Source organism: Variovorax sp. J22R115 (assembly GCF_030317005.1).
In the GTDB taxonomy this organism is placed as follows: Bacteria; Pseudomonadota; Gammaproteobacteria; order Burkholderiales; family Burkholderiaceae_C; genus Variovorax.
Window position 1 is genome coordinate 25,984 of sequence record NZ_JASZYM010000025.1, and the last position, 26,811, is coordinate 52,794.

General features: G+C 61.4%; 25 protein-coding genes, 1 tRNA gene and 1 pseudogene. 22 read left to right on the forward strand and 5 right to left on the reverse strand.

Annotation, left to right across the window (positions count from 1 at the left end; all coding sequences use genetic code 11):
* Position 1: 1 nt before the first annotated feature.
* The 7 genes from QTI04_RS31080 (at position 2) to QTI04_RS31110 (ending at position 8,827) form a co-directional block, all read left to right on the forward strand.
* Positions 2 to 1,156: a glycosyltransferase family 4 protein gene (locus QTI04_RS31080; protein WP_286619051.1), complete on the forward strand. Its 1,155-nt coding sequence runs from the start codon at positions 2 to 4 to the stop codon at positions 1,154 to 1,156.
* The gene (locus QTI04_RS31085) at positions 1,153 to 2,268 is read left to right on the forward strand and encodes a glycosyltransferase (protein ID WP_286619053.1); all 1,116 of its coding nucleotides are present in this window, start codon (positions 1,153 to 1,155) and stop codon (positions 2,266 to 2,268) included. The genes QTI04_RS31080 and QTI04_RS31085 overlap by 4 nt, the downstream gene beginning before the upstream one ends.
* Before the next feature lie 332 nt (positions 2,269 to 2,600).
* A complete protein-coding gene (galE, locus tag QTI04_RS31090; RefSeq protein WP_286619054.1) occupies positions 2,601 to 3,647 on the forward strand; it encodes a UDP-glucose 4-epimerase GalE in 1,047 nt (348 codons plus the stop codon).
* 13 nt (positions 3,648 to 3,660) lie between these two features.
* Complete coding sequence (locus QTI04_RS31095) at positions 3,661 to 4,767, forward strand: glycosyltransferase family 4 protein (protein WP_286619056.1); 1,107 nt, start codon at positions 3,661 to 3,663, stop codon at positions 4,765 to 4,767.
* A 16-nt stretch (positions 4,768 to 4,783) separates the two neighbouring features.
* Positions 4,784 to 5,743 carry an SDR family oxidoreductase gene (locus QTI04_RS31100; RefSeq protein WP_286619058.1) on the forward strand — a complete coding sequence of 320 codons (960 nt, stop codon included), beginning with the start codon at positions 4,784 to 4,786 and terminating at the stop codon, positions 5,741 to 5,743.
* On the forward strand, positions 5,727 to 6,287 hold the full coding sequence (locus tag QTI04_RS31105) for a sugar transferase (RefSeq protein WP_286619059.1): 561 nt from the start codon (positions 5,727 to 5,729) through the stop codon (positions 6,285 to 6,287). The genes QTI04_RS31100 and QTI04_RS31105 overlap by 17 nt, the downstream gene beginning before the upstream one ends.
* 239 nt (positions 6,288 to 6,526) lie before the next feature.
* Positions 6,527 to 8,827, forward strand: coding sequence for a VanZ family protein (locus QTI04_RS31110; protein WP_286619060.1), 2,301 nt, complete (start codon positions 6,527 to 6,529; stop codon positions 8,825 to 8,827).
* A 16-nt stretch (positions 8,828 to 8,843) separates the two neighbouring features.
* Here the strand turns inward: QTI04_RS31110 and QTI04_RS31115 are convergent, their stop codons facing one another.
* From QTI04_RS31115 to QTI04_RS31125, 3 genes are read right to left on the reverse strand one after another with little or no spacing between them, the layout of a single operon-like run.
* Positions 8,844 to 9,620 carry a glycosyltransferase family 2 protein gene (locus QTI04_RS31115; protein WP_286619061.1) on the reverse strand — a complete coding sequence of 259 codons (777 nt, stop codon included), beginning with the start codon at positions 9,618 to 9,620 and terminating at the stop codon, positions 8,844 to 8,846.
* Positions 9,587 to 10,387: a 1-acyl-sn-glycerol-3-phosphate acyltransferase gene (locus QTI04_RS31120; RefSeq protein WP_286619062.1), complete on the reverse strand. Its 801-nt coding sequence runs from the start codon at positions 10,385 to 10,387 to the stop codon at positions 9,587 to 9,589. Before QTI04_RS31120 ends, QTI04_RS31115 begins: the two co-directional genes overlap by 34 nt.
* A 15-nt stretch (positions 10,388 to 10,402) precedes the next feature.
* Positions 10,403 to 11,434, reverse strand: a complete 1,032-nt coding sequence (locus tag QTI04_RS31125) for a hypothetical protein (protein ID WP_286619063.1) — start codon at positions 11,432 to 11,434, stop codon at positions 10,403 to 10,405.
* A 291-nt stretch (positions 11,435 to 11,725) separates the two neighbouring features.
* Between QTI04_RS31125 and QTI04_RS31130 the strand changes: the two genes are divergently transcribed.
* The 8 genes from QTI04_RS31130 to rng are packed head-to-tail and all read left to right on the forward strand — an operon-like array spanning position 11,726 to position 18,569.
* The gene (locus QTI04_RS31130) at positions 11,726 to 12,451 is read left to right on the forward strand and encodes a YebC/PmpR family DNA-binding transcriptional regulator (protein ID WP_286598887.1); all 726 of its coding nucleotides are present in this window, start codon (positions 11,726 to 11,728) and stop codon (positions 12,449 to 12,451) included.
* Positions 12,452 to 12,476: 25 nt separating this feature from the next.
* Positions 12,477 to 13,772 (forward strand): phosphoribosylamine--glycine ligase, encoded by a 1,296-nt coding sequence (gene purD / locus QTI04_RS31135; RefSeq protein WP_286598886.1) that lies wholly within the window; start codon positions 12,477 to 12,479, stop codon positions 13,770 to 13,772.
* A complete protein-coding gene (gene hemF / locus QTI04_RS31140; protein WP_286619064.1) occupies positions 13,772 to 14,698 on the forward strand; it encodes an oxygen-dependent coproporphyrinogen oxidase in 927 nt (308 codons plus the stop codon). The genes purD and hemF overlap by 1 nt, the downstream gene beginning before the upstream one ends.
* Positions 14,689 to 15,309 carry a nicotinate (nicotinamide) nucleotide adenylyltransferase gene (gene nadD / locus QTI04_RS31145; protein WP_286619065.1) on the forward strand — a complete coding sequence of 207 codons (621 nt, stop codon included), beginning with the start codon at positions 14,689 to 14,691 and terminating at the stop codon, positions 15,307 to 15,309. Before hemF ends, nadD begins: the two co-directional genes overlap by 10 nt.
* Positions 15,309 to 15,968 carry a ribosome silencing factor gene (rsfS, locus tag QTI04_RS31150; RefSeq protein WP_286619066.1) on the forward strand — a complete coding sequence of 220 codons (660 nt, stop codon included), beginning with the start codon at positions 15,309 to 15,311 and terminating at the stop codon, positions 15,966 to 15,968. The genes nadD and rsfS overlap by 1 nt, the downstream gene beginning before the upstream one ends.
* Positions 15,965 to 16,432, forward strand: coding sequence for a 23S rRNA (pseudouridine(1915)-N(3))-methyltransferase RlmH (rlmH, locus tag QTI04_RS31155; protein WP_076997156.1), 468 nt, complete (start codon positions 15,965 to 15,967; stop codon positions 16,430 to 16,432). The genes rsfS and rlmH overlap by 4 nt, the downstream gene beginning before the upstream one ends.
* The gene (locus QTI04_RS31160; RefSeq protein WP_286598881.1) at positions 16,429 to 17,037 is read left to right on the forward strand and encodes a nucleoside triphosphate pyrophosphatase; all 609 of its coding nucleotides are present in this window, start codon (positions 16,429 to 16,431) and stop codon (positions 17,035 to 17,037) included. The genes rlmH and QTI04_RS31160 overlap by 4 nt, the downstream gene beginning before the upstream one ends.
* A 5-nt stretch (positions 17,038 to 17,042) precedes the next feature.
* The gene (gene rng, locus QTI04_RS31165; protein ID WP_286598880.1) at positions 17,043 to 18,569 is read left to right on the forward strand and encodes a ribonuclease G; all 1,527 of its coding nucleotides are present in this window, start codon (positions 17,043 to 17,045) and stop codon (positions 18,567 to 18,569) included.
* Between the two features lie 21 nt (positions 18,570 to 18,590).
* Here rng and msbA read toward each other — a convergent pair whose 3' ends face one another.
* Complete coding sequence (gene msbA / locus QTI04_RS31170) at positions 18,591 to 20,375, reverse strand: lipid A export permease/ATP-binding protein MsbA (RefSeq protein ID WP_286619067.1); 1,785 nt, start codon at positions 20,373 to 20,375, stop codon at positions 18,591 to 18,593.
* 209 nt (positions 20,376 to 20,584) lie between these two features.
* Between msbA and tolB the strand changes: the two genes are divergently transcribed.
* The 6 genes from tolB to QTI04_RS34215 all read left to right on the forward strand — a co-directional run bounded on the left by tolB (position 20,585) and on the right by QTI04_RS34215 (position 24,515).
* Positions 20,585 to 21,838 (forward strand): Tol-Pal system beta propeller repeat protein TolB, encoded by a 1,254-nt coding sequence (tolB, locus tag QTI04_RS31175; protein WP_286599282.1) that lies wholly within the window; start codon positions 20,585 to 20,587, stop codon positions 21,836 to 21,838.
* A gap of 20 nt (positions 21,839 to 21,858) precedes the next feature.
* The gene (gene pal / locus QTI04_RS31180; protein ID WP_286598876.1) at positions 21,859 to 22,371 is read left to right on the forward strand and encodes a peptidoglycan-associated lipoprotein Pal; all 513 of its coding nucleotides are present in this window, start codon (positions 21,859 to 21,861) and stop codon (positions 22,369 to 22,371) included.
* A 2-nt stretch (positions 22,372 to 22,373) separates the two neighbouring features.
* Complete coding sequence (gene ybgF, locus QTI04_RS31185) at positions 22,374 to 23,123, forward strand: tol-pal system protein YbgF (protein WP_286598874.1); 750 nt, start codon at positions 22,374 to 22,376, stop codon at positions 23,121 to 23,123.
* Positions 23,124 to 23,136: 13 nt separating this feature from the next.
* Positions 23,137 to 23,952 (forward strand): tRNA threonylcarbamoyladenosine dehydratase, encoded by an 816-nt coding sequence (locus QTI04_RS31190; RefSeq protein WP_286598873.1) that lies wholly within the window; start codon positions 23,137 to 23,139, stop codon positions 23,950 to 23,952.
* A gap of 56 nt (positions 23,953 to 24,008) precedes the next feature.
* Positions 24,009 to 24,084: transfer RNA gene (locus tag QTI04_RS31195), tRNA-Lys, on the forward strand.
* A gap of 116 nt (positions 24,085 to 24,200) precedes the next feature.
* Positions 24,201 to 24,515, forward strand: coding sequence for a DUF2061 domain-containing protein (locus QTI04_RS34215; protein WP_336621918.1), 315 nt, complete (start codon positions 24,201 to 24,203; stop codon positions 24,513 to 24,515).
* 66 nt (positions 24,516 to 24,581) lie between these two features.
* Here the strand turns inward: QTI04_RS34215 and QTI04_RS31205 are convergent.
* Positions 24,582 to 24,836 (reverse strand): annotated as a pseudogene (locus QTI04_RS31205) (ABC transporter substrate binding protein); the annotation flags it as partial.
* Positions 24,837 to 24,864: 28 nt separating this feature from the next.
* On the opposite strand from QTI04_RS31205, the gene QTI04_RS31210 reads away from it, so the two are divergent.
* The gene (locus QTI04_RS31210; protein WP_286619069.1) at positions 24,865 to 26,748 is read left to right on the forward strand and encodes a D-alanyl-D-alanine carboxypeptidase family protein; all 1,884 of its coding nucleotides are present in this window, start codon (positions 24,865 to 24,867) and stop codon (positions 26,746 to 26,748) included.
* Positions 26,749 to 26,811: the final 63 nt, after the last annotated feature.

Genomic DNA, 26,811 nt, shown 5'->3' on the forward strand with positions numbered 1-26,811 from the left:
TATGTACGTTGACTTTGTGATGATATCGCGATTGGGGCTGTCGGACGGTGGTCGTGAAACTTGGCTAAGGAATTTCCTTAGGGAGGCAGGTAGGCAGCGGGCGGACTATAAATTCAATCTGCATACTCTCAGCAAAGACAAGGTCAATGTTCTGACATTGGTTGATTCGGCCAATCTCGGAAGTGTGAAAGAGATAGGCTGCAATCGTGGTTTGCTTCCCATTTCAATTGTCTTTGTGCTCAAGTTTGGCTTAAATGGCCTTTTAAAGAAGAAAGCCGCAGACCACGTGGTGGCTATTGGAGGGCTAGATGAGGCGTTGGCAGTGGTGTTTTCGTACTTGTTGCGGCCGGTAAATGGACGCAGGATTTTATGGCTGAGGACAATTTACACGAAAGAGAAGGCATATCGGCTAAGTAAAGTGGCGAGGCTCATTTTGCTGAAGTTTGAGATTTTTGTCGTTAAGAATTTTTTCGATCTTGTGATCGCCAACGGAGAAGACACTGCCGAATTCTATCGAGGCCTTGGTGTTGACTGCATTGTTATCAACAATGGTATTGAGATAGAACGGTGGGATAAGATATCGATTTCCCCGTCGAAGCGCACTCGGATTGCATTTATCGGTCGACTGGCTGAGGTAAAGGGAATTAAGTCTTTCTTTACGTCCGTAGAGATGCTTGCTTCAGAGCCGCGGTTCAAGGAGTTTGAGTTCCACGTTGTAGGTGACGGACCGTTTAGAGAGGAAGCCGAGCGCTTGCAAAGTGGAGGTCTTCTGAAATATCACGGCGCTTTGGCTAACGATGCTATTCCGGCATTCGTTGCCAATATGGATTGTTGTGTTGCTCTCACTTTTTTAACCGATTCCATCGGCGGTGGAGGGGTTTCAAATGCATTGGTTGAGCAAATGGCAGCCGGTCAGGCAATTGTCGCATGGGATAACGGCATATTTCGGAAAACGTTGACGCAAGGGAGTGCGTACTTTGTGCCCCAGGGAAATGTTGAGCAACTGGTGCAATCGTATTTGAATATCCGCGCGAATCCGGAGGTTGCTAAATTGAAAAGTGAAATGGCAAAGGCGGCGAGTAAAGGATACTCCATCGTGAACCATGTTCGGAAGTTTTTCAATTCTCTTGAAGGCTCTGCGAAAGTAGATTCGTGAAGATCTTGCTTTTGATTACGGGTCTGGGAATAGGCGGGGCTGAGAAGGTCGTGTGCGCCCTTGCCGACGCGTTGATAATGAAGGGGTACGAAGTCATGCTCGTGTACATTACTGGGCCAGCACTAACTTTGCCTTCGAATCCGGCGGTTAAAGTGGAAAATCTCGGCATGGTGTCGAAGTTTGGCGTGATCGCTGCTTTTGCTAAGCTTCGAAGATTAATTCGTATATTCAGGCCCGATGTCGTCCATAGCCACATGATCCACGCAAATGTTCTTGCGCGCCTTGTTAGGCTTATTACATCGATTCCGCTGCTCGTGTCGACTGCACATAATTCTTATGAGGGCGGGCGCTTGCGAACGCTGGCATATCGATGGACAGACTCTCTTCCTGATATTTCGACTAATGTTAGCGTGGAGGCTGTTAATTCGTTTTTAAAGATTAGAGCAACGGCACCAGGTCGCATGATTCCAATCCATAACGGAATTTCGACTTCGGATTTCTCGTATTGCGATATTGGCAGGCGTAGAGTTCGTGAGAGTCTAGGGGTTAAAGATAATTGCGAATTGATTCTGGCCGTCGGACGTCTTCATGAGGCAAAGGATTATCCCAATCTCTTTCAGGCGCTATCTCGCCTCCGGTCTAAGGGACTTTCGTTCGTACTGTGTATTGCCGGCGATGGGCCGCTTCGCGGTGCATTTCAGATGTTAATTTCAGATTTGAATCTTTCTGAGCACATTAGATTTTTAGGTATTAGATATGATGTAGCGGATCTGATGTCTGCTGCAGATGTATTCGTTCTGTCTTCGGCTTGGGAGGGCTTTGGGTTGGTCGTCGCCGAAGCGATGGCGTGTGAACGTGTCGTCGTCGCGACAGACTGTGGTGGGGTGCGGGAAGTTTTGGGGGAAGCGGGCTTTCTAGTGCCTCCTCGCAATCCTGTTGCTTTGGCAGACGCGTTAGCGACGGCTCTCCAGCTGCCATTCGAGGAGCGTACTGCCGTTGGAGTCGCCGCCCGGAAGCGAGTGATGGAGCGGTATTCGTTGAATATATCCGCCCAAAATTGGACGAGGATTTACGGGGGCGTTTTTGACTTTTCTTACGCGCGAGGCAAATGAAGATTGTCGAAATTACTGGGCGTGCCTTGATTGCGACCATTGCGCCAGAAATGCATGCGATAGTCTTTGAATGTCAGTCTCGCTATTCGTCTGAATTCGTGGCTAAAAACGGGGATTGAGTTTGGCTTGATTGATTGCCTAGTTCCACTGCGCGATGTGTCTGCTTTGGTACGCTTCATGCGCGACGCAGGTTGTACGTCCGATCGAACGCTTTGACAGATGGGCGAGCAAGACAACACGCGCATTGAGCGTCGGTTCAAGCGGTCAGAGCATTGGAAACGCGTGCTGCAGTTTTATCAAAACCTTTTGGGTGTCTACAAGTGAGCCGATGCATGAATTCGTCTATATTAATCACTGGCGGTGCGGGTTACATCGGCTCGCATACTACGTTGGCGCTACTTCAGGCCGGGCATGAGGTAGTGGTGCTTGATAACCTTAGCAATAGTTCACGGGAATCCTTGACACGGGTTGCGCAGTTGGCGGGTAGGGCGCCGCAGTTTGTGGAGGGTGATATCTGTGATGCAAAGCTATTGCAGAGCGTATTTGCGAGACAACCCATCCAGGCGGTATTGCATTTTGCTGGTCTCAAGGCCGTGGGCGAGAGTGCGCTGAAGCCACTGGCGTACTACCGAAATAATGTATCCGGCACATTGCAACTCTGCCAAGCCATGGGGGACGCGGGAATATATCATTTAGTATTCAGCTCCTCTGCAACGGTATATGGCGAACCAAGCCTCGTGCCCATTGGCGAGAATTGCCCCGTTGGCATTCCAACGAATCCTTATGGGCGGTCCAAGTTGATGGCGGAGGAGCTGTTGCAGGACTTGGCCCGGTCTGACAATCGCTGGCGCATTGCGGTACTGCGCTACTTTAACCCCGTAGGCGCTCACCCCAGCGGATTGATCGGCGAAGATCCTCGCGGCATTCCAAATAATCTGTTGCCGTACATCAGCCAAGTGGCAGTTGGCAAGCTGAAGGAGCTTGCGGTATTTGGCGACGACTACTCAACGCCCGACGGCACCGGTGTCCGCGACTACATCCATGTAGTTGATTTGGCGAATGGGCATTTGCGCGCGCTTGAAGCCCTCGAACGCAGACCTGGACTGGGAGTTTGGAACTTGGGGGCTGGTCGCGGCTATAGCGTGTTTGAGATGATTCGTGCTTTTGAGAAGGCAAGCGGGCTATCCGTACCCTACATAATCGCGCCTCGCCGTGCTGGCGATGTTGCCGAATGCTGGGCCGATGCGGCTAAGGCTGAGAAGGAGTTGGGTTGGAATGTTAAGCATCAATTGAGCGACATGATGAACGATGCGTGGCGCTGGCAGTCACTAAATCCCGACGGATATCGTAGCGCAAACGATTTGGATAATATCGTATGAGGCAATTCTAACGGTGCGTATATTAATAATTATTACTCGCGGTGAATTGGGAGGGGCGCAGACCCATGTTCTTGAGCTTTGCCGAGCGATGCGCAAGAAAATTGATTTCCTGGTCTTAATCGGCGGTAAAGAGCGATCTATGTTGGAAGATCGACTTTGCGAGATGAGCGTAGACGTATGCCGGGTGGATTCTTTGAGTAATTCACTTTCGCCTGGAAGGATTCTTGCTGGAATAGTCAGCATTCGTAAGAAAATCTACGAATGGCGGCCAGATATTGTGCATGTGCACAGCGCAGTAGCCAGCGTTGTCGGGCGCCTTGCTGGTTGGATTGCCGAAGTACCCGTTGTTTACACTGTACACGGATTTGGGTTTAAGCCTGAGGTGCCATTGCTTCAACGTAGTGCTGCATTTGTTGCTGAGCAACTTCTGGCGCCGTTGGCGGCGCGAGTTATTTGTGTTTCTAGATTTGAATTTGATTTGGCGAAACGCCTTTTAGTAAAAGATAGAAGGTTGGCAGTAATTTCGAACGGTATAAGTGACACCTTATTTTGTGCAAATCCTGGTGCAGAACCGTTGACATTTATCATGGTTGCTCGCATGGATGCACCCAAGCGACAGGATATATTTACAAAAGCAATCGTTATTCTTCGAGAAAGAGGTGTCACTCTGCCTCGTGTCATATTGGCAGGCGGCGGTCCATTGTTGGAGGACGTTAGGGAATTCTGTGCACGCCATGATCTAAATAACATCGAAACACCGGGTGATTTGGACACGATATCGGAGAGATTGGCTGCTTCTCAGGTTTTCGTGTTGCTCTCAGATCACGAAGGACAGCCAATTTCGATCATTGAGGCGATGCGCGCGGGGTTGCCGATAATTGCAAGCAATCTTCCCGGGATTCGTGGTCAAGTTACGCACGGGGTAGAGGGGCTCTTAACGAGTAATTCTGTGGAAGATGTAGCCGACCGTATGGAGGAACTTATCGGATCTGCCGAGAAGCGGATCTGCATGGGCAGAGCCGCAAGAAGACGTTACGAATCAGAATTTGGTTCCGAAATAATGGCGCTAAAGGTTGTGGAAGTTTATTCGGATGTTATTGGGCGCTCCCAAGTAGCCTAACCAAGCGTAGGTTTGTATGAGTGAAATATTGATAACCGGAGCCACTGGCTTTGTTGGTGCGGCGCTACTTAGTCGACTGTGTTTGGAGGGCCACGAACTTACCGCTGTCGTGCGGCAGCGGAGCCTGAATTTGCCGCTGCGCGTCAAGAGTGTTGTTGTTGGGAATATCGACGGCGGCACATATTGGGGTGAGGCTTTGTATCGCCAAGATGTCGTGGTTCACTGTGCCGCGCGTGTACACGTTATGAGGGAAGATGAGTCAGATCCTTTAATGGCGTTTCGTTTGACAAACTTGCGTGGTACCTTGAATCTCGCTCGTCAAGCGGCAAAGGCAGGAGTACGAAGATTTATATTCATTAGTTCAATTGGAGTTAATGGATCTGAGACGTTTGATACCCCGTTCTCGGCGGAAACCGAAGCGGCGCCGCATTCATCTTACGCAATTTCAAAACATGAGGCAGAGATCGGTCTGAGGGAAATTGCGGAGCACACCGGGCTAGAGGTTGTTATTGTCCGGCCGCCGCTAGTGTACGGGCCATCTGCCCCGGGTAATTTTGCAACGCTGGTGCGTTGGCTCCAATCTACGTATCCAATTCCATTGGGAGCGGTTAAAAATCGCCGAAGTTATGTGTCTTTGGACAATTTAGTGGATTTGCTTGCCACGTGCGTTCATCACCCGTTGGCCGCAGATCAAATCTTTTTAGTTTCGGATGGAGAAGACTTATCTATTGCCGAGCTGCTCAGGCGGATGGGCAGTTCGCTCGGCAAGCCGGCTCGGTTAATCCCTGTTCCGCCTTCGTTGCTTAAGGTAGGCGCAAAGATGATTGGCAAGCCTGAACTGGCGCAGCGCCTGTGTGGTTCCTTGCAAGTAGATATCGCCAAGACGAGACGACTGCTGAGTTGGACGCCACCGGTCTCGGTGCATGAAGGTCTAAGAAGAGCTGCAGAGGGCTACTTGCGTGAAGCGTCTGTTTGATCTCCTGCTTGCACTTGGCGCAGCAGCCGTGTTGCTTGTGCCAGTGGTAGGTGTCGCATTGGCTGTCCGCCTGACTTCCCGCGGCCCAGCGCTCTACTGGTCCGACCGCGTAGGGAGCAACAACCGAATCTTCAAGATGCCCAAGTTCCGCAGCATGCGTGTTGGCACGCCGGCTGTAGCTTCACACATGCTGATTGATCCCAAGGCTCACTTGACGCCCATCGGCGGATTCCTGAGAAAGACTAGCTTGGACGAGTTGCCGCAACTCTGGAGCATCCTGAGCGGACACATGAGCTTCGTGGGACCACGTCCGGCATTGTTCAACCAACACGACCTCATCGAGCTGCGCACGCAACACGGCGTCCACGAACTCGTGCCGGGTCTGACGGGTTGGGCACAAGTCAACGGCCGGGATGAGCTTGCGATTCCCAAGAAGGTGGAACTGGACGTCGAGTACCTGGAGCGTCGATCCCTTTGGTTCGACTTCCGAATCCTCTGGCTCACTTTCGTGAAGGTCCTGAAGCGAGACGGGGTGTCCCATTGACACGTGGCTACGGGTCGCCCGTGGTCGGGCGAGTTTCGTCGGCGAGCTCGGCATTCGTTCACGGAGGCGTTACCTCGACAAGGCCAACTCTCTCAAATGAATATTTCATAATGCTTCAAACGTATCATTTCGTACTATGATTGCTCATGCATCTCATCTGAGCGATCGAGTGAGTCGAGGCGGTCAGTGATCCCGAACAACAACAAGATTCACGTGCACTCATTCAAGAGAGAAGGCCAATGACGGCAGCAGCATTGGCCAGAGAAAAGTTCACCCGCCTGGGCTTCTGGGTCTGTGTGCTGACGGCGCTGGTCCTGGCGCTCATGCCGGTGTTGCCGCCACAGATGCCCACCACGGGGTGGGACAAGAGCAACCACCTGATTACCTTCGCGATCCTCGGGTTGCTGGGGCGTGCGGCGTATCGCGAACGCATCTTGATGGTGTTCCTGGGTCTGTTTGCCTACGGCGGACTGATCGAGGTGCTTCAGTCATTCACGCCCCAGAGGCTCGCCGAGTGGGGCGATTGGTTGGCGGATGGCGTGGGGCTGGCGGTCGCCTTTGCCGCAGGTTGGGCGCTGGATTGGCGGCCGCTGCAGCGGTCCGCGGGGCCCATGCTCGCGCTGCCGCGCACCGCCAAGCGCGTCGTTGCGCTCGGGGTCGATGCTTGCCTTTGCGTCTTCACGGTCTGGCTGGCGCTGTCGTTGCGGCTCGAAGGCTGGGTCACGCTGTCGGGCGCCTATTGGTGGGCGGTCGCTGGTGCGCTGGTCCTGGCGTTGCCCGTGTTCGTCGTGTTCGGCTTGTACCGCGCCATCTTTCGCTATGGCGGCGGCGCGGCGCTGACGGCGGTATGGCACGCATCGGTGATCTATGGCGTGCTGTATGGCGTGGCGTTCACGGTCGTCGGAGTGGACGGCGTGCCGCGCACGGTCGGGATGATCCAGCCGCCGTTGCTGCTGGTTGCGGTCGGAGCGGCGCGAGCCCTTGCGCGTTTTTGGCTGGGCGACAGCTACCGCAGTCTGATTTCTCGCAGCACGCTGCCCAAGGTCTTGGTCTACGGCGCAGGCTCGGCGGGGCAGCAACTGTCGGCGGCCCTTTCGCACAACCCCGAGATGCAGGTGATCGGGTTCCTGGACGACGACCGTCGGCTGCACGGCGGGATGATCCGCGGGTTGCCCATCTACAGTCCGACAGTCCTTCAGAACCGCGTGCGTTCCCTGGAGGTCGGCATGATCTTGCTGGCAATTCCCTCGGCGCCGCGCAAGCGCCGCAACGAGATCCTGGACTCGCTGCTCAAGGTGCATGTGGCAGTGCGCACCTTGCCGGGCCTGATGGATCTGGCCCATGGCCGCGTGCAGACCAGCGACTTGCGCGACCTGGAAATCGAAGACTTGTTGGGCCGCGATGCAGTCCCGCCCAACCAGATCCTGCTGGGCAAGAATATTTGCGGCAAGGTAGTGCTGGTGACGGGAGCCGGAGGCTCCATCGGCAGCGAACTGTGCCGCCAGATCGTCCGGGCGATGCCCCACACCCTCTTGTTGGTGGAGCGAAGCGAATTTGCGCTGTACGCCCTTCACGGCGAACTGCTGCATCAGTTGGCCGGCGAGGATGGCCAGGAGGTGCCCGCGATGCGCGTTGTTCCTCTGCTGGCATCGGTGCGCGACGAGCAGCGCATGCGCGAAATCATGGCTGCCTGGCGTCCTGACACCGTGTACCACGCGGCCGCCTACAAGCACGTGCCTCTGGTGGAGCACAACGCGGCCGAGGGCGTGAAGAACAACGTGCTTGGCACCCTGGTCACGGCGCGGGTGGCGGCCGATCATGGCGTGAGAGATTTCGTGCTGGTCAGCACCGACAAGGCGGTTCGGCCTACCAATGTCATGGGAACCAGCAAGCGTCTGGCCGAGATGGTCTTGCAGGCCTTGGCGGAAGAGGCGGCCACGAAACCGGGCGGCACGCGGTTCTGCATGGTGCGCTTCGGCAATGTGCTGGGGTCGTCAGGTTCGGTGGTGCCGCTGTTCCGCCAGCAGATCAAGCAGGGCGGGCCGATCACGCTGACGCACGCCGACGTGACGCGCTACTTCATGACCATTCCTGAAGCCGCGCAACTGGTCATCCAGGCTGGCGCCATGGCAAGCGGCGGCGACGTGTTCGTGCTCGACATGGGCGAGCCGGTGAAGATCATCGATCTCGCGCGCCGCATGGTGGAGCTCTCGGGCCGGACGGTGTGCGACGCCGCGAACCCCGAAGGTGACATCGAGATCCGCGTCACGGGGATGCGTCCGGGCGAGAAGCTCTACGAAGAATTGCTCATCGGTGACAACCCCCTGCCAACGCATCACCCGCGCATCATGAAAGCGCACGAGGACTTCCTGCCTTGGGACGAATTGGCCCTGCGCCTGCAGGCCCTAACGGATGCGCTGGACTCGAACGATGTCCCGGCGATTCGCGAACTGCTTCAGCAAGTGGTGCTCGGATACCGCCCTGAAGGTGAGCTCGTCGATTGGGTGCACCTGGAGCAAAGGGTGGAAGCCGTGGCGTGATGGCCAGGGTAGACGTTCAGCGCTGAAACGGCGGCGCCCCTCGCGCCTTCCGAATCAGCAGCCCAGGCAGCCGAAGCACGAACTCCAGCATCAGCCGCGTGTGCATCCAGGTCAGCAGCACGTTGTCCCGCAAATAGTGAAAGTGTGAGACCCCACCTTCTTCCGGAGTGAGGTACTTCACCGGCGCATCAATGTTGATCGGCCTGACGCCACGCCAGGCCAGACGCACGACCGCCTCGGTGTCGAAGTCGAAGCGGCGCATCCATGGCTGACGCGCCATGATGGCGATCAGAGCCGCCACCGGATACACGCGAAATCCGTAGAGCGAGTCACCGATCCCGGCGAACAGTGTTTCGAGCTGGGTCCAGCCGTTCGAGACGCGCCGGCCGCGCACTCGCAACATCGGAGCGCTGGCATCGAACAGGGGACGACCCAGCACCATGGCTTCTGGCCGGGCCTGCGAAGCTCGCATGAAGGCCGGGATCAGGTCCGCCGGATGCTGGCCGTCGGAATCCATCGTCAGCGCGTGCGTGAAGCCCGCCTCCTGCGCCGCACGCAGACCGTGCAGCACGGCAGCACCTTTGCCTTGGTTCTCGGGCAGTACCCAGACGCGAAGACCTGGATCCGATGCGGCCATCTGCTGAAGCCGCTCGCCGGTTCCGTCCGTGCTGCCGTCGACCACCACCCACACCGGGCTCCATTGCGCACGCGCCGCGCTGACCGTCGAGAACAGGCGTTCGCCCGTGTTGTAGCTGGGGATCAGGACAAGGTGGGTGCGCGAGACGTCTGGCATGCGGGCTGCGCGTCGGGGGCGCGCTGTTCCATGGATTGGCGGAAGTATTGTTCTATCTGCCGCAGCAGCGCGTGACTGTCCGGCGTCGGTGCAAAGCGCTGTCCCAGCCTCAGCGTGAAGACGATCGGGAAGGGCGGCACGCGCCACAGCGGCCAGCCCTTGGCGAGATAGGGGGAATCGGTGTCGATGAAGACCGTCTGGATCGGTGCCTGCGATAGCTTGGCGATCAGCGTCACGCCGGGCCGGAAGGCATTGAGCGGCGGCGTCACGGTCCGGGTGCCCTCGGGGAAGATCACCAACTGACCGCCGTTCTTCAGGTCGTCGACCGCGAGCCGCACCATCGTGCGAGCCGAGTCGTTGCGGATGTAGCGCGCCAGCCGTGCGCCTGCGCCTAGGAAGATATTCCGCATCAGGTCCGCCTTCATGATGCAGGCGCTGCGCGGCAGGCGTGCCACCAGCATCAGCGCATCGAGCATCGTCGGATGGTTCGCGACGAAGATCAGGCCGCGCTCGTCGCGCAACGCGTCGAGGCAACTGGCGTCGATGCGCATCATCCCGCTGGCCGAAGCGGCCGCCCAGAAGAAGCGATAGGCCCGCGCAATGACGCTCCGGCCAAGCTTGCGCGCCGTCTCGGCCGGCAGCACCGGGTAGAGCAGCATCGCGATCAGGTTCCAGGCAAGCGATATCGTCCCCAACAGCGCCAGCAGCGCGTAGAGGGGCAATGCGAAGAGCACGGAGAGCCCCAGAGGAGGCGGCCGGTTCGTCATCGAACGCTCGCGTTCTCAGGCATGCAATGCGCCGCTGGCGACGGCATGGGCTTCGATCTCCACCAGCAGATCCTGGCGGCAGATGTCCGCTTCGAGGTAGACCGCGTGGCTTAGCGTATAGGCCGCGGGACCCAGCGCCGCTTCGAGCACCTGGCGCACGAGCGGTGCATCGGCGACATGGCGGACGTAGACCACGCAATCCAGCCTGGCCAGGTCGAAGCGAGCAGTGGTGCGTTCATTGGCCGCCGCAATCACCGCCTCCAGGTTGCGAAGCGTTTCCTGCGTCTGCGTGATCACCTCGCCGACATGCACCGTCTCGTGCCCGACGATGCTTGCCGTGCCGGAGATGAAGAGCGCCACGTCACCGCCGCCAAGCTCCGCGAGCGCGGCGCGCGAGAAGGTCGGCGCGCGCGGACCATAAGCCGGCGGATAGCGGTAGGCCGAGACCTGCCGCGGGTTTTCAATGGGCAGCGGCGGGACGCGCCCCGCCAGGAAGCGAATACACAGTGCCCCTTGATGAATGCCAAGCGCGCAAGCCGCGGGCGCCCCTTCGAACGCCGCCTGTCCCGCTTCGACAAAAGCATCCTGCCGCCCGAGATTGAACTGCCGGTAGCGTTCGAGCCCGCCGCCGTCACCGTTGATCTGCGGCAGGTAGTTCCACACGCGCAGCAGGTGCGCGCAACCGGTTTGCTCCAGCGAAGCGAATAGATCGCGGTAAGCCCGCTGCGCGAGCGCGGCAAGCCCCTGTTTCTCGACCGACTCGTCGAGGTCGATGGCGCCGAGCATCCAGTGCCCGTCGCAGCGCCAGCGCACGACGCCTGTGGTGCCGGACTCGACGTGCTCGCTGGCGTGCCACACGTCCGCCATCGCACCCGCTTCGGACAGTACCCGCGCATTCACGGTGGGCATCCATGCAAGGTCGTCGGGCGTGCCATAGCCCAGCGCGCCGAAGGGCGACTGGCCGGTGGCGGCCACGGCAAGGCTTTCGGGCAAGGACAGGCGCTCGACGCGCAGGGGCGGCGCCCCGAGAGGAACGCGCGCGGTCACTTGGCCTCGACGATGTTTTCGCCCGCGAGCGGGCCCAGGTCGCCACCGATCATGACCACTCCGCACGCATCGGCAGGAGGTGTGGAGGGTTCAGGTGCTGTTGTAGGAATATTCATGCGCATTGGCGGGGTTGATCTTGAAGGCACCCGAGGCGCACGTTCGTGGCGCATCAGCGCGGGATTATCCCAAAAAGGCACTTGTGCTCCTGTCAGACGACCCCGGTCGTTGTGCGCGCCGGACAGTAAACTCGCAGCTTGCTTTTGAAAACACAAGACTGCGAGAAACAGAGCCATGGCCGGACACAGCAAATGGGCGAATATTCAGCACCGGAAGGGCCGCCAGGACGAAAAACGCGGAAAGCTGTGGACCCGCGCGATCCGTGAAATCATGGTGGCCGCGCGCACTGGCGGCGGCGATCTCGGCGCCAATCCGCGGCTGCGGCTGGCGGTCGAAAAGGCCAAGGCGGTCAATCTGCCGGCCGACACCGTCAAGCGCAACATCGACAAGGCCACCGGCAACCTCGAAGGCGTCAACTACGAGGAAATCCGCTACGAGGGCTACGGCATCGGCGGCGCGGCCATCATCGTCGACACCATGACCGACAACCGCGTGCGCACCGTCGCAGAGGTGCGCCACGCATTTTCCAAGCACGGCGGCAACATGGGCACCGAAGGATCGGTCGCCTTCCAGTTCAAGCACTGCGGGCAATTCGTTTTCGCGCCGGGCACGAGCGAAGACAAGGTGATGGAAGTGGCATTGGACGCCGGTGCCGAAGACGTCGTCACCGACGACGACGGTGCGATCGAAGTCCTCACGGCAGTCGCCGACTTCGAGGCCGTCAAGAACGCGCTCGAGGCAGCGGGCCTCAAGCCCGAGGTGGCCGAAGTCACGATGCGGGCCGAAAACACCATCGATCTGGCCGGCGAAGACGCTGCCCGTATGCAAAAGCTGCTCGACGTCCTGGAAGACCTCGACGACGTGCAGGATGTCTATCACAACGCTGCGCTGTCCGAATGACGGAAGCGCGAACGAAAGCCTGCGAATGAAGGTATTGGTCATTGGGGGAGGCGGCCGCGAGCACGCGTTGGCGTGGCGGCTGTCGCAGTCCGATCGGATCGGCAGGGTCTACGTGGCGCCGGGCAATGGCGGCACGCGCTCGGATACTCGCTACGAGTGTGTCGACATCTCGGAGCCCGCCGCGCTGCGCGCCTGGGCCCAGAAGGAAAAGATCGCGCTGACCGTGGTCGGCCCCGAGGCGCCCCTGGCCGCGGGCGTGGTCGACGAGTTCCGCGCGCATGGCCTGCGAATCTTCGGGCCGACCAAGGCCGCCGCGCAACTGGAAAGCTCCAAGGCCTTCTCGAAGGCCTTCATGAAGCGCCACAACATCCCGACTGCCGAGTACGAGGCCTTCACCGACGCCGCGGCGGCCCACGCCTACGTCGATGCCAAGGGCGCGCCGATCGTCATCAAGGCCGATGGTCTGGCCGCCGGCAAGGGCGTCGTCGTCGCGACCACGCTCGAGGAGGCGCACGAGGCGATCGATTTCATGCTGCTGGACAACAAGTTCGGCGTGTCCCACAACGAAGGCGGCGCCCGCGTCGTCATCGAGGAATTCCTGCAGGGCGAGGAAGCCAGCTTCATCGTGCTGTGCGACGGCCAGAACGTGACCGCGCTCGCCACCAGCCAGGACCACAAGCGCCTGCTCGACGGCGACGAAGGTCCGAACACGGGCGGCATGGGCGCATATTCGCCGGCGCCGGTCGTCACGGCCGAGGTGCATGCGCGCGCCATGCGCGAAATCATCCTGCCGACGATCCGTGGCATGGAAAAGGACGGGATTCCCTACACGGGCTTTCTCTACGCCGGGCTCATGATCGACGCCGCCGGCCATCCGAAGACGCTCGAATTCAACTGCCGCATGGGCGACCCCGAGACGCAGCCGATCATGTTGCGCCTCAAGTCCGACCTGTTCGAAGTGTTCTGGCATGCGACCGACGGCACGCTCGACCAGGTCGAACTCGAATGGGATCGCCGCGTCGCGCTCGGCGTGGTGATGGCGGCGCACGGCTATCCGCTCGACCCGCGCAAGGGCGATCGCATCATCGGCATCCCGCCGGAGGCACCCGATGCCGTCGTCTTCCACGCAGGCACGACGCTCGAAGGCGGAGAGCTCAAGACCAGTGGCGGACGCGTGCTCTGCGTGACCGTGCTGGCCGACAGCGTCAAGCAGGCGCAGCAGCGGGCTTACGCCGTCGCGGCGCGCATCCAGTTCGATGGTGCGCAATACCGCAAGGACATCGGGCACCGCGCGGTCCACGCGCGCGGTTCGCACGCCTGATGCAGACCCTGCCTGGAACCAGGCCGGAAGAAGTCGGCGACTACCTGCGGGCGCTGCAGCAACGCATCGTCGAAGCCATCGAGGCGGCCGATGGCAGCCAGTGCGTTCGCGACGAGTGGCGCAAGGAGCCGGGCGAACCGCTGCAGGGCAGCGGGCTGACGTGCATTCTCGAAGGCGGCGCGCTGTTCGAGCGCGCCGGCTGCGGCTTTTCGCAGGTGCGCGGCCCCAAGCTGCCGCCCTCGGCGACGCAGCACCGGCCTGAACTCGCCGGTGCGCCTTTTCAGGCCATGGGCGTTTCGCTGGTGTTTCATCCGCGCAATCCGTACGTGCCTACCGTTCACATGAACGTGCGGATGCTGGCGGCGCTGCCCCAGGATGCGGAGCCCGTGTGCTGGTTCGGCGGCGGTATGGACCTCACGCCGTATTACGGCTTCGAGGATGACGCCGTGCATTTCCACCGGACTTGCCGCGACGCGCTTGCGCCTTTCGGCGACGACAAATATCCGCGCTTCAAGCAGTGGTGTGACGAGTATTTCTTTCTCAAACATCGGAACGAGCAACGCGGCGTGGGCGGCATCTTCTTCGACGACTTCTCCGAGCCCGGTTTCGAGCAGAGCTTTGCCATGCTGCGCTCGGTTGGCGATGCGTTCCTGCCGGCTTACCTGCCCATAGTGGAACGGCGTCGCGACACGGTGTACGGCGAACGCGAGCGCGAATTCCAGCTCTACCGGCGCGGGCGCTACGTCGAATTCAACCTGGTGTGGGACCGCGGCACGCATTTCGGGCTGCAGTCGGGCGGGCGCACCGAATCGATCCTGTTGTCCATGCCCCCGCTCGCCAGTTGGGCCTATCGCAAGGAGGCCGAGCCGGGCAGCGCGGAGGCAGCGCTGTACAGCAACTTCATCGTGCGGCGCGAATGGCTCTGAGCAAGCCGCGTGTGGGTGTCTTCGGCGGCGCTTTCGACCCGCCTCACAACGCACACGTGGCGCTGGCCCAGGAAGCGCTGGTGCAGCTCGATCTGGCCGAACTGCGCATCTTTCCGACAGGGCAGGCATGGCACAAGGACCGTGCGCTGAGTGCGGCGGATGATCGCCTCGCGATGGCGCGGCTGGCCTTCGAAGGACTCGCGAATACGGTGGTCGATGCGCGTGAAATCTTGCGTCCCGGTCCCACGTACACGCTCGACACCCTGCGAGAACTGCAACGCGGGCAGCCTGCCGCGCAACTGGTGCTGATCATGGGGGCGGACCAGGCGTCGTCGCTGCCGCGCTGGCACGGTTGGGAGGAGATTCTCTCGACCGCTATAATTTCCGTAGCATTTCGTGCAACATCCACGGGCTCTGCAGGTCCATTCGATCCCAAGACTCTGCCATCCGCGCCTTCCGGCGCGCGATTCGAAAAGCTCGAACTTCAGCCGATGGACACCAGCGCGACCGACATCCGGGCGCGCGCCGCGCGTGGCGAAGACCTTCGCGGTCTGGTTCCGGCGGCGGTTGCACGCTATATTGAACAACACCACCTCTACCGATCCGCCTGATGACCACTGAAGCCGCCGCCAAGAAAGACACCCAGAAACTCCAGAGAGCCATCATCGATGGCCTCGAGGACGTCAAGGCGCAGGACATACAGGTTTTCGACACTGAGCATCTCTCCCCGCTGTTCGAGCGCGTGATCGTCGCTTCGGGCACTTCCAACCGCCAGACCAAGGCACTCGCGGCCAGCGTGCGGGACGCGGTGCGGGAGGCGGGCTTCAACAAGCCGAGGGTGGAGGGCGAGGCCAACGGCGAGTGGATCATCGTGGACTGCGGCGCCGCGGTGGCGCACATCATGCAGCCGGCCATCCGCCAGTACTACCACCTCGAGGAAATCTGGGGCGACAAGCCCGTGCGGACCAAGCTGGGCGCGACAAAGCCCACCATCGCCAAGGCTACCGAAGAGAAGGCGCCGGCTGCTGCGAAGAGCAGTACCTCCCTGCGTCGCTCGAGCGCTGCGAAAACGGCGATCCGTGCCGCGGAGCAGGCAGCCAAGGAGCAGAAGCAGAAGCCGGCTGCCAGGAAGACCGCGGCCAAGAAGGCAGGACCCAAGCCTGTGAAGACCGTAGTCGTGAACAAGGCGCCCGCCAAGAAGGCCGCGGCGAAGAAGGCCGCCCCCGCTGCCAAGAAGGTCGCGCGCAAGACCGCCTCCGCAAGATCATGAAGCTGCTGGTGGTCGCAGTCGGGCAGCGCATGCCCGACTGGGCGCAGACCGCCTGGGACGACTACGCCAAGCGCTTCCCGCCCGAACTTAAGCTCGAACTGCGCGCCGTCAAGACCGAGCCGCGTGGCTCCAAGACGCTCGAAACACTCTACGCCGCCGAACGCGAGCGGATCGAAGCCGCCATCGCCAAAGGCATGCGCATCGTCGCCCTCGACGAGCGCGGAACCGCACTTACCACCAAGGCGCTCGCTGCGCGGCTGCAAGCCTGGCAGGGCGAGGGCGATGACGTCGCGCTGGTGATCGGCGGTCCCGACGGCCTGGATCCCGCATTCAAGGCGGCAGCCCACGAACGCATCCGGCTCTCCGACCTGACCCTGCCGCATGCGATGGCCCGGGTGCTGCTGGTGGAGCAGCTGTACCGCGCGTGGTCGGTCAACGCCGGACATCCCTATCACCGCGAATGAGCAGTTCAGATTTCATTTACCTGGCGTCGCAAAGTCCACGCCGCGCGCAATTGCTGGGGCAGCTCGGCGTTCGACACGAACTGCTGCTGGCCGCGCCCGATGAGGATGCGGAGGCGCTGGAGGCCGTGCTGCACGGTGAGTCGCCGACCGCGTATGTGCAGCGGGTCACCGCGCTCAAGCTCGACGCGGCCGTGGCAAGGCACGGACGGCTGGGCTTGCCCGCGGCGCCCATCCTTTGCGCGGACACCACCGTCGCCATTGGCCGCACCATCCTCGGCAAGCCTGAGGACGAGCGCGATGCCGAGCGCATGCTGGAAATGCTCTGCGGCCGTACCCACCGCGTGATGACCGCCATTGCGCTGCAGAACGGCGCGCGGCGCCACGCAGCACTCAATGTCTCGCACGTGCGCTTTGCCTCGGTCGAGAAGCAGCTGATCGCTCAATACGTCGCCAGCGGCGAGCCAACCGGCAAGGCGGGCGCCTATGCCATTCAGGGGCGGGCGGCCGCGTTCATCGAACACATCAGCGGCTCGCATTCGGGCATCATGGGACTTCCGATGTTCGAGACCGCCCAGTTGCTGCGCCAGGCGGGCTTCAGGCTTTAAAACAAATGCAAGACATCCTGATCAACTGGTCCCCGCAGGAGACCCGAGTGGCGCTGGTCGAGCACGGCGCGGTGCAGGAGCTCCATTTGGAGCGCACGCTGGAGCGCGGGCTGGTCGGCAATATCTACCTCGGCAAGGTGTCGCGGGTGCTTCCCGGGATGCAGTCGGCGTTCATCGACATCGGGCTCGACCGCACGGCTTTCCTGCACGTCGCCGACATCGTCGCGCCGTTCACGCCCGGATCGCGGCCGAGCTCTCCTGCGCCGGAGCGCGACCATCGCAACGGCGGCGCGATGGTGCCCATCGAGAAGCAGGTCTTCGAAGGGCAGTCGTTGCTGGTCCAGGTGATCAAGGACCCGATCGGGACCAAGGGCGCACGCCTCTCGACGCAGATCAGCATCGCGGGACGGCTGCTCGTTTTCCTGCCGCAGGACAACCACGTGGGCGTGTCCCAGAAGATCCCGCCCGATCTGCGCGACGCGCTGCGCACGCGCATGCAGGTGCTCATAGAGGCCGCCGCCGCGGCCGACAGCGGCGGCGTGGTGCCGGCGAACACGGGTGGCTTCATCCTGCGCACCAACGGCGAGGATTCGAGCGACGCCGAACTGGCCGAGGACATCGCCTACCTGCGCAAGATGTGGTCGCGCATTCGCGAACTCTCGTCGCGCATGCCACCCATGTCGCTGCTGCACCAGGACTTGAGCCTGCTGCAGCGGGTGCTGCGCGACATGACCAGCGAGGACACGCAGACGATCCGCATCGACTCGCGCGAGCAGTTCGATTCGCTGCTCAAGTTCGGGCTCGAATTCATGCCGCAGGCGGCCGGCAAGTTGCAGCTCTACAAGGGCGAGCGGCCGATCTTCGACCTCTATTCGATCGACGAGGAGATCGCGAAGGCGCTGGGCCGCCGTGTCGACCTGAAGTCGGGCGGCTACCTCGTGGTGGATCAGACCGAAGCGCTGACCACGGTCGACGTGAACACCGGCGGGTTTGTCGGCGCGCGCAATTTCGACGACACCATCTTCAAGACCAACCTGGAAGCCGCGCAGGCCATTGCGCGCCAGTTGCGGCTGCGCAATCTGGGCGGAATCATCATCGTCGATTTCATCGACATGGCGCGCGACGACCACCGTGAACAGGTGCTGGCGGAGTTTCGCAAGCAGCTCGCCCGCGATCGCGTCAAGACCACGGCCGGCGGCTTCTCGCAGCTGGGGCTGGTCGAGATGACGCGCAAGCGCACTCGCGAATCCCTGGCGCACATGCTGTGCGAGCCTTGCCTGGCCTGCGCAGGGCAGGGCATCGTGAAGACGGCGCGCAGCGTGGCCTACGACGTGCTGCGCGAGATCCTCCGCGAGGCGCGCCAGTTCACGCCGCGCGAGTTCCGCATCGTGTCGTCACCCCAGGTGATCGAGCTGTTCCTCGACGAGGAAAGCCAGCATCTCGCCGGCCTGAGCGATTTTATAGGCAAGCCGATCTCGCTCCAGGCAGAGCCCGCAATGGGCCAGGGTCAGTACGACATAGTCTTGCTATAGCGCCACCAGCCGGCGCTCTGCCTACAGCGTTGGGTCCTGACCGGGTTGTGCGCCTCGTACTGCGAGGTTTTGAAGTCGGGCATAGAGGCCGTCCAACGCCATCAACTGGGCATGGCTGCCTTGCTCGGCAATGCGGCCGTGGTCCATGACGACGATGCGATCCGCGTGCTGAATCGTCGACAGGCGATGGGCGACGATCAAGGTCGTGCGGCCTTGCATCAGGCGCTGCAGGGCCTCCTGCACGAGTCGTTCGGATTCGGTATCGAGCGCCGAAGTCGCCTCATCCAGCAGCAGGATCGGCGCGTTCTTGTAAAGGGCCCGCGCGATCGCGAGGCGCTGGCGCTGGCCGCCCGAGAGCTGGGTCGCGTTGTGGCCGAGCACTGTATCGATGCCGTTCGGCAGGCTGTCGACATGCACCGTCAGGTTGGCGGCCGCGACGCATTCGTCGACGCGGTCTCGATCGATCTCTGCGCCGAGCGCAACGTTGGCCGCCAGGGTGTCGTTGAGCATCACGACGTCCTGGCTCACCATCGCGAACTGCGCACGCAGGCTCTTGAGTTGCCATTGGCCGATGTCGTGGCCATCGAGCAGCACCTGGCCTGCACTCGGCAGCACGAAACGCGGCAGCAGGTTGACCAGCGTGGTCTTGCCCGATCCGGACGGGCCGACGAAGGCGACGGTCTCGCCGGGATCGATCGTCAGATCGACGTCGTCGAGCGCGCGCGCCTCGTCCTCGCCGCGGTAGTTGACGCGCACCTTGCGCAACTCGATGCGACCCTCGGCGCGTTGCGCCTCGTAGCGGCCCTGGGGTTCGGCGCCGACGCTGTCGACCAGTTCGAGCCCGCGCTCGAGTGCCGCAAGTCCGCGCGTGATCGGGTTCGCCATGTCGGCGAGCCTGCGGATCGGCGCGATCAACATCAGCATCGCCGCGATGTAGGCGACGAAGCCACCGACAGTCAGCCCCTGCTCGTTGCTCTGCCAGAGCGCAATCACGACCACCACCGACAGCGCGACGGCGGCAAGCAGCTGCGTGAGCGGTGTCATTGCAGCCGACGCGATGGTCGACTTGACCGCCAGTCGGTTGAGACTGTGGCTCAGGCGCTCGAAGCGGTCGGTCTGGCTTGCCTCGGCGTTGTGCAGCCTGACCACCCGGTGCGCCAGGACGTTCTCCTCGACCACGTAAGCGAGTTCATCTGTGGCGATCTGGCCGAGCCGGGTCAAGTGATAGAGCCGCTTGGACAGCACCTTCATGATCCAGCCGACGCCGGGCACAAGCACGCCGACGATCAGCGTGAGCTTCCAGTTCAGATAGAGCAGATAGAACAGCAGCGCAATCAGCGTCAAGCCGTCGCGCGAAAGGCCCAGCAGAGCTTGAACCAGCAGCATGCCGCCGGTCTGTACTTCATACACAACCGTGTTCGACAGCGTGCTGGCCGACTGCCGCGAGAACAGGGCAAGTTCGGCTGCAAGGAGTTTCTGGAACAGCATGCGCCGAAGCCGCTGCATGCCCTCGTTGGCTATTCGCGCGAGTGCATATTGCGAAATGAACTGTGCGAGCCCACGCACTGCGAAGAGCAGGATCATCGCCACGGGGACGATCCACAACGCGAGTTGCCCGCGCGTGAACCCGCGATCGAGCAGCGGTTTCACAAGCGCAGGCATCAGCGGCTCGGTCAGGGCGGCAATGAGAGCGGTGAAGAATCCGACAGACCACCAGCGGCGCGAGCCACCAAACCAGGTCATCAGGCGCGCGAGTCGTCGCGTCAACGGGGGGCGCGCTACTTCGGCGACGGGGGAGGGCTGCATGGCGGCGCATTCTACGGGCGCGTCTTGTGTAGGACCGGGGCGAATTCATACACGTTTTGTGACGCCGTGACCATTGCAATGTGTACCATGTGAGATCTTTCCGTCCGAGACAAGAAACTAAATCCTCGGAACCCTCTCCGAACTGCATGAAAAAGCCGTTGCAAGACTTTCCCCCAGCCCCTTCTTCATCGTTCTTCGCTCGCCGCGCCTTGATTGCGGCCCTTGCCGCCTCCCCAGTACTGCCTTCATTCGCCCAGTTTCGGGTCGAGGTGTCGGGTGTTGGCGTGACGCAGTTGCCGATCGCGCTCGCCCCGTTCAAGGGGGAGGACGGTTCGCCGCAGAAGATTTCCGCGATCGTCCAGGCCGACCTCGAGCGCAGCGGGCAGTTCCGCGGCGTCGATGCCTCCGGGCAGTCCCTGGATGAAAGTTCCCGTCCCGACCTGAGCCTGTGGCGTCAGCGCACGGCTGACTCGTTGGTCGTGGGCAGCGTCAACAAACTCGCCGATGGCCGCTACGACGTGCGCTTCCGTCTCTGGGATGTGGTGCGCGGTCAGGACCTCGGTGGCCAGAGCTATACCGTGCCGCAGGGAGACCTACGCCTTGCGTCGCACCGGATCGCGGACTATGTCTATGAAAAGCTGACCGGCGAGAAGGGCATCTTCTCGACACGCATCGCCTATATCACCAAGGGCGGTAGCCGCCACACGCTGTGGGTGGCCGACGCAGACGGCGAGAACGCCCAAGCCGCGCTGGCCAGCCCGGAGCCGATCATTTCCCCGCGCTGGTCGCCCAACGGTACTCAACTCGCGTACGTATCCTTCGAATCTCGCAAGCCGGTGGTGTACGTGCACAACGTGGCCAGCGGTCAGCGGCGCCTCGTCGCCAACTTCAAGGGCAACAATAGCGCGCCGGCGTGGTCGCCCGATGGCAGCACGCTCGCCGTCACCTTGAGCCGCGACGGCGTCTCGCAGATCTACACCATCCCGTCGAGCGGCGGCGAACCGAGACGCCTCACGCAAAGCCCCAGCATCGACACCGATCAGGTGTATTCGGCGGACGGCAGCTCGATCTACTTTGTGAGTGATCGCGGCGGTGCTCCGCAGATCTACAAGATGGGCGCCAGCGGCGGCAACCCGACTCGGGTGACTTTCAGCGGCACCTACAACATTTCTCCGGCAATCAGCGGCGATGGCCGGTGGTTGGCCTACATCTCGCGCGTGGGGGGCGGGTTCAAACTCCACGTGATGGAATTGGCGACGGGCAACGTGCAGGCAATCACCGACACGACCGCCGATGAGCGTCCCAGTTTCGCGCCGAACAGCAAGCTCGTCGTCTACGCCACACGGCTGCAAGGCCGCGAAGCGCTGATGACCACGACGCTGGACGGAAAAATAAAAGCTCGCCTGGCGGGACAGGCCGGAGACATCCGCGAACCGGACTGGGGTCCGTTTCAAAAGCAATGATTAACTTGAGGAGTTCGAAAATGTTGAAACGTACGATTTATTCGTTGGCCATCGTGGCGCTGATTGCGGGTTGCTCGTCGGGCACGAAGCTCAACGACACGCCGGTGGTCGACCGCAATGCAGGGCAGGGCTCGGGTGGGGCGGCCAGTGGCGTCGCACCGGTCAGCATCGACCCGAATGCGCAGACCGCGCAGGGCCCGGTCGGCGTTGCACGAATCATCTACTTCGACTTCGACAGCTACACCGTCAAGCCTGAGTTCCAGCAACTCATTGACGGCCATGCGCGCTTCCTCAAGGCGAACCCGAATCGTCGCATCTCCATCGAAGGGCACACCGACGAACGCGGTGGTCGCGAATACAACCTGGCGCTGGGCCAGAAACGTTCCGAAGCCGTGCGTCGCTCGCTGGTGCTCCTGGGTGTTTCCGACAGCCAGATCGAAGCTGTGAGCTTCGGCAAGGAAAAGCCGGCGGCCCAAGGCTCGGGTGAGGATGCCTGGGCGCAAAACCGTCGCGCTGAAATCACCTACCGTTGATCATGCGCGGTGTTTCATTGCGAGGGGCTGCCCTCGCAGCCGCTTTGATGTGCGCCTCTCTCGGTGCGCAGGCTGCGCTGTTCGAGGACGATGAGGCGCGTCGCGCCATCCTCGACCTGCGGCAGCGCGTCGAAGCCATGCGCTTGCAGAGTGAGCAACGGCAGAACGACGAAAACGCCCAATTGCGCCGCAGCCTGCTCGATCTGCAAAACCAGATCGAGCAGATGCGCGGCGAATTGGCGCGCATGACCGGACAGAACGAACAACTCACGCGAACGCTGACTGAAATGCAGCAGCGTCAGACGGAAGTCGACGACAAGCTCAAGAAGAACGAGCCCTCGAAGGTGGCCGTCGATGGTCGCGAGTTCACGGCCGATCCGCGCGAGAAGGCCGACTTCGATGCGGCATTGGGCATCTTCAGGGCTGGCCAGTTCGCGCAGGCGCAGACGGCGTTTGCCGAGTTCGTCAAACGTTATCCGCAAAGCGGCTACAACGCGTCCGCGCTGTTCTGGCTCGGCAATGCGCAGTACGCGACACGCAACTACAACGAGGCTATCGCCAACTTCAGGTCCATGCTGTCGCTGGCACCTGATCACGCGAAGGCGCCTGAAGCCGTGTTGTCCATCGCCAACTGCCAGATCGAACTGAAGGACACGCGTGCGGCGCGCCGCACGCTGGAAGATCTGACCAAGGCCTATCCGCAGTCGGAAGCTGCACAGGCAGGGCGCGAGCGCCTCTCGCGCCTTCGCTAACGTCGGCTGGATCTTGTCGAGCACTGTTGTTTCTCCCGTCGCCAAGACGGACGACGCCGATCTGGCCCGCCGCTTCGGCGGGCTTGAGCGTCTCTACGGCGTGGCAGGGGCGGCGGCCATTCGCGATGCGCACGTGCTGGTCGCTGGCATCGGCGGCGTCGGCTCGTGGGCCGTCGAAGCGCTGGCGCGAAGCGGAGTGGGGCGACTGACACTGGTCGATCTCGATCACATCGCTGAATCCAACATCAACCGGCAGATCCATGCGCTGGATGCCACCGTGGGTCAAGCCAAGGTCGAGGCGATGCGCGACCGGATCGCGCAGATCAATCCCGCCTGCAAGGTGCTTGCGCTCGACGAGTTCGTGGAGCCGGGCAATTGGCACCAGCTGCTTGCCACGGCACAAGCAGCGAACGGCCCGGCTACTGCGGTCATCGATGCTTGCGACCAGGTGCGCGCCAAGGTGGCCATGGCTGCATGGGCACGCGAGGCAGGTGCCGGCTTCATCACGGTGGGGGCGGCGGGCGGCAAGCGCCTGGCGCACAAGGTCGACATCGATGACCTCGCACTGGTCACCCACGATCCCTTGCTTGCACAGCTTCGCCAGCGTCTGCGCAAGGAGCATGGCGCTCCGCGCGAGGGCCGCAAGATCGGCGTGAACTGCGTCTTCAGCCGCGAAAGCGTCGCGCCACCCGACGCTTCATGCGCAGTGGAGGGCGATGGCTCGCTCAACTGCCACGGCTACGGATCCGTGGTGAGCGTGACCGCCACCTTCGGACAATGTGCTGCAGGCTGGATTCTCGACAGGATTGCCCGAGAAGCCACGCTATAATCTCAGGCTTTGCCGGATTCAATGCCGGTGAAGATCAGGTCAAAGAAATTGGTATTGGGACGTTAGCTCAGTTGGTAGAGCAGCGGACTTTTAATCCGTTGGTCACTGGTTCGAATCCAGTACGTCCTACCAGAAACCACGCGCCAGCACTAGAAAGCCTGCTACAAAAACAGTAGCGGGCTTTTTATTTTCCGGCTCCGTATCCACTTTTTCGCCTGATGGCCCGAAGTCTGAACCGGTAGTCGCCTTTGCGCAGCGCCTACAACGCCAAGGGCTTTTTTGAGAAGCACACTGTATCGGCCCAGGGCAGAAATTCTCAACGGGAAATGGAAGTTTCCGGAGACACAGCCAGCCCAGTAGTTGGCGAAAAGTTGCAGTCCGGGCTCGCGCCATTGCGGCCTACCTTCGCAGTGACGTATCTGTTGACCGGTGACTGGCTCGTGTCAGGTGCGGTGGCGCTCATCGAGCCATGCGTGAACACCGTGGCGTTTTACTTCCACGAGCTCTTCTGGGCGACGCGCAAGGAGCGGCAGGAGGCTGGGCTCGCTCCGCTTACCGCGTGATCGGCACCCTCGCGGTCGTCTTCGCCCGCCATTGAGGACATTCCCGGCAAGCTCCACGTGGGCCGCTCAGTCCACCACAGCGTCGGCCCGCCGGAGCAAGGAATGCGGGATGATGACCCCGAGATCGTTCGCCGACTTGCGATTGATCACCAACTTGAAAAGTGTCGGCTGCTCTATCGGAAGATCTCCAGCCTTTTCGCCCCGCAGAATGCGCGCAATTTGCTTGGCTGATTGACGCCACATACCGGAGATTTTCCGCCCGTACGACATGAGACCGCCGGCGTCTGGCACCTCGCGGAATGCGAACATCGACGGCAGCCGCCTCGATGGTGCCGTCGTTGCGGGGCGCGTGTCCGGTGCCGTTGGTGGCGGACATCCCGAAGGCCTAGTCCAAGTTCAACTCGATCACGCCGGTAGCGGTGTTCGTCACGACCGATCGATTGCTGGCCTGCTCGAACAGGCCGCCGCCCTGAAGAGTGTTCAGCGTGATGCGCCCTGCATTGATCAGGCTGTTGCCTTTGCTGTTAGAGGCCAGCATGCCGGCGGCGAGGTCGCCCGAGATGGTGATCGTCCCCCCGAACTCGTTGTGCAGGACGTTGTTGGCTCCGACGGCGACAAAGCTCAGCGCGTTGAACCCGTTCGTCGCGAGCGTTCCGAAGTTGCGAAGCGTGGCGTTCTCGCCCAGAGCGACCACGCCGATGGTGCTGGCTATCGGCTCGATGGGTCAATGGGGCGAGGCGTTGGCGACCCGAGTGGCCTGTGTGCGGCCTCCCGCCGCAGCCCCAGTCTTTTCTATCATCCTCCTTCGCGATTGCGCAAGCGAAGGTACAGATTTCGTGGGCCTGTGCCCCTCGGGGCAAAGGCCCGATCCTATCTGTGCATTACTTTTGGAACTTGGTTGGCTGAACTTGCGTTGCGATTTTCGATCTTCTATGCACGATCAAGATCGGCGCTTGATCCGCCACAATTTCCGTTCTGCCTCTTGAAGCCCATGCAACTCAACACTTTCTCCATCCTTCCGGTCGTCTTCGCAATTGCCGCGGGCGCTCTGGTTCCCAATTCGGTGTCCTTTGCGGCCTCCCACGCCACCAAGCATGCAACCCAAAAGAAGCCCACGCCCGACGCGCCTGCCCCCACGCCGTTAGCTGGACAGACCGCTGTTGCCGGCGGGACCCCGGCGATCGCCGCCAAGGCATGGTTGCTGATGGACTTCGACTCTGGCGAGGTGCTCGCCTCGGCCAACCCCGACGAACCGCTGCCGCCGGCGTCACTGACCAAGATGATGACCAGTTTCCTGGTCGAACAGGCACTTCGCTCGGGCAAGCTCAAGAAGGACGACCTTGTTTCGGTCAGTCAGACTGCCTGGTGCCGCGGCTCGAGCACTGAGTCATGCATGTACCTGCCGCTGAACAGCCAGGCCACGGTGGTCGACATCCTGCGCGGCATCATCATCCAGTCGGGCAACGACGCGTCCAAGGCAATCGCCGAGCATATGGCCGGCTCCGAAGAGGGCTTCGCCAAGCTCATGAATGCCGAAGCCAAGCGCCTCGGGATGACGCACACGAATTTTGTGAACGCGACGGGCCTGCCCGACCCGGAGCACAAGGCGTCTGCGCGGGACCTCGCGATCCTGGCGCGTGCGATCATCCGCGACAGTTCCGACTACTACCCGATCTACGCCGAGCGCGAATTCAAGTACAACGGCATCAAGCAGGGAAATCGCAATGCCCTGCTCTATACCGATCCAACGGTTGACGGATTGAAGACCGGCCACACCCAGGAGGCCGGCTACTGTCTCGTCACTTCGTCCAAACGCAACGGGATGCGCCTGATCACGGTGATCCTCAACACCAACAGCGCGCAGGCCCGTGCCGACCAGACGCGTACGTTGCTCGGGTGGGGCTTCGGCAACTTCGAGAAGGCCACTCCCATTCAGCCGAACACGGTCGTCACGACGGCCAAGGTCAACTTTGGCAAGGCTGATACTGTTGCTGCGGCTCTGGGATCGCCATGGACGGTGACCGTGCCGCGCGGCCAGCAAGTGCAGACTTCGGTGCAGGTCAAGCCTGACCTGGAGGCACCGGTGGCAAAGGGTGCGGTGATCGGGAAGGTGGTCGCGAGTTCAAACGGCAAGCCGGTGGGAGAAGCGCCGCTGATCGCGCAGGCCGATGTGGAACGCGCAGGCTTCATGCTGCGCACGTGGCAACGCGTGGCCAAGTTGTTTGGCAAGTGAAGCACGCATGGCGCAAGGCCATTGCACCCTGGTTGCAGGTGCTGTTCAAACCCGGCGGCCTTA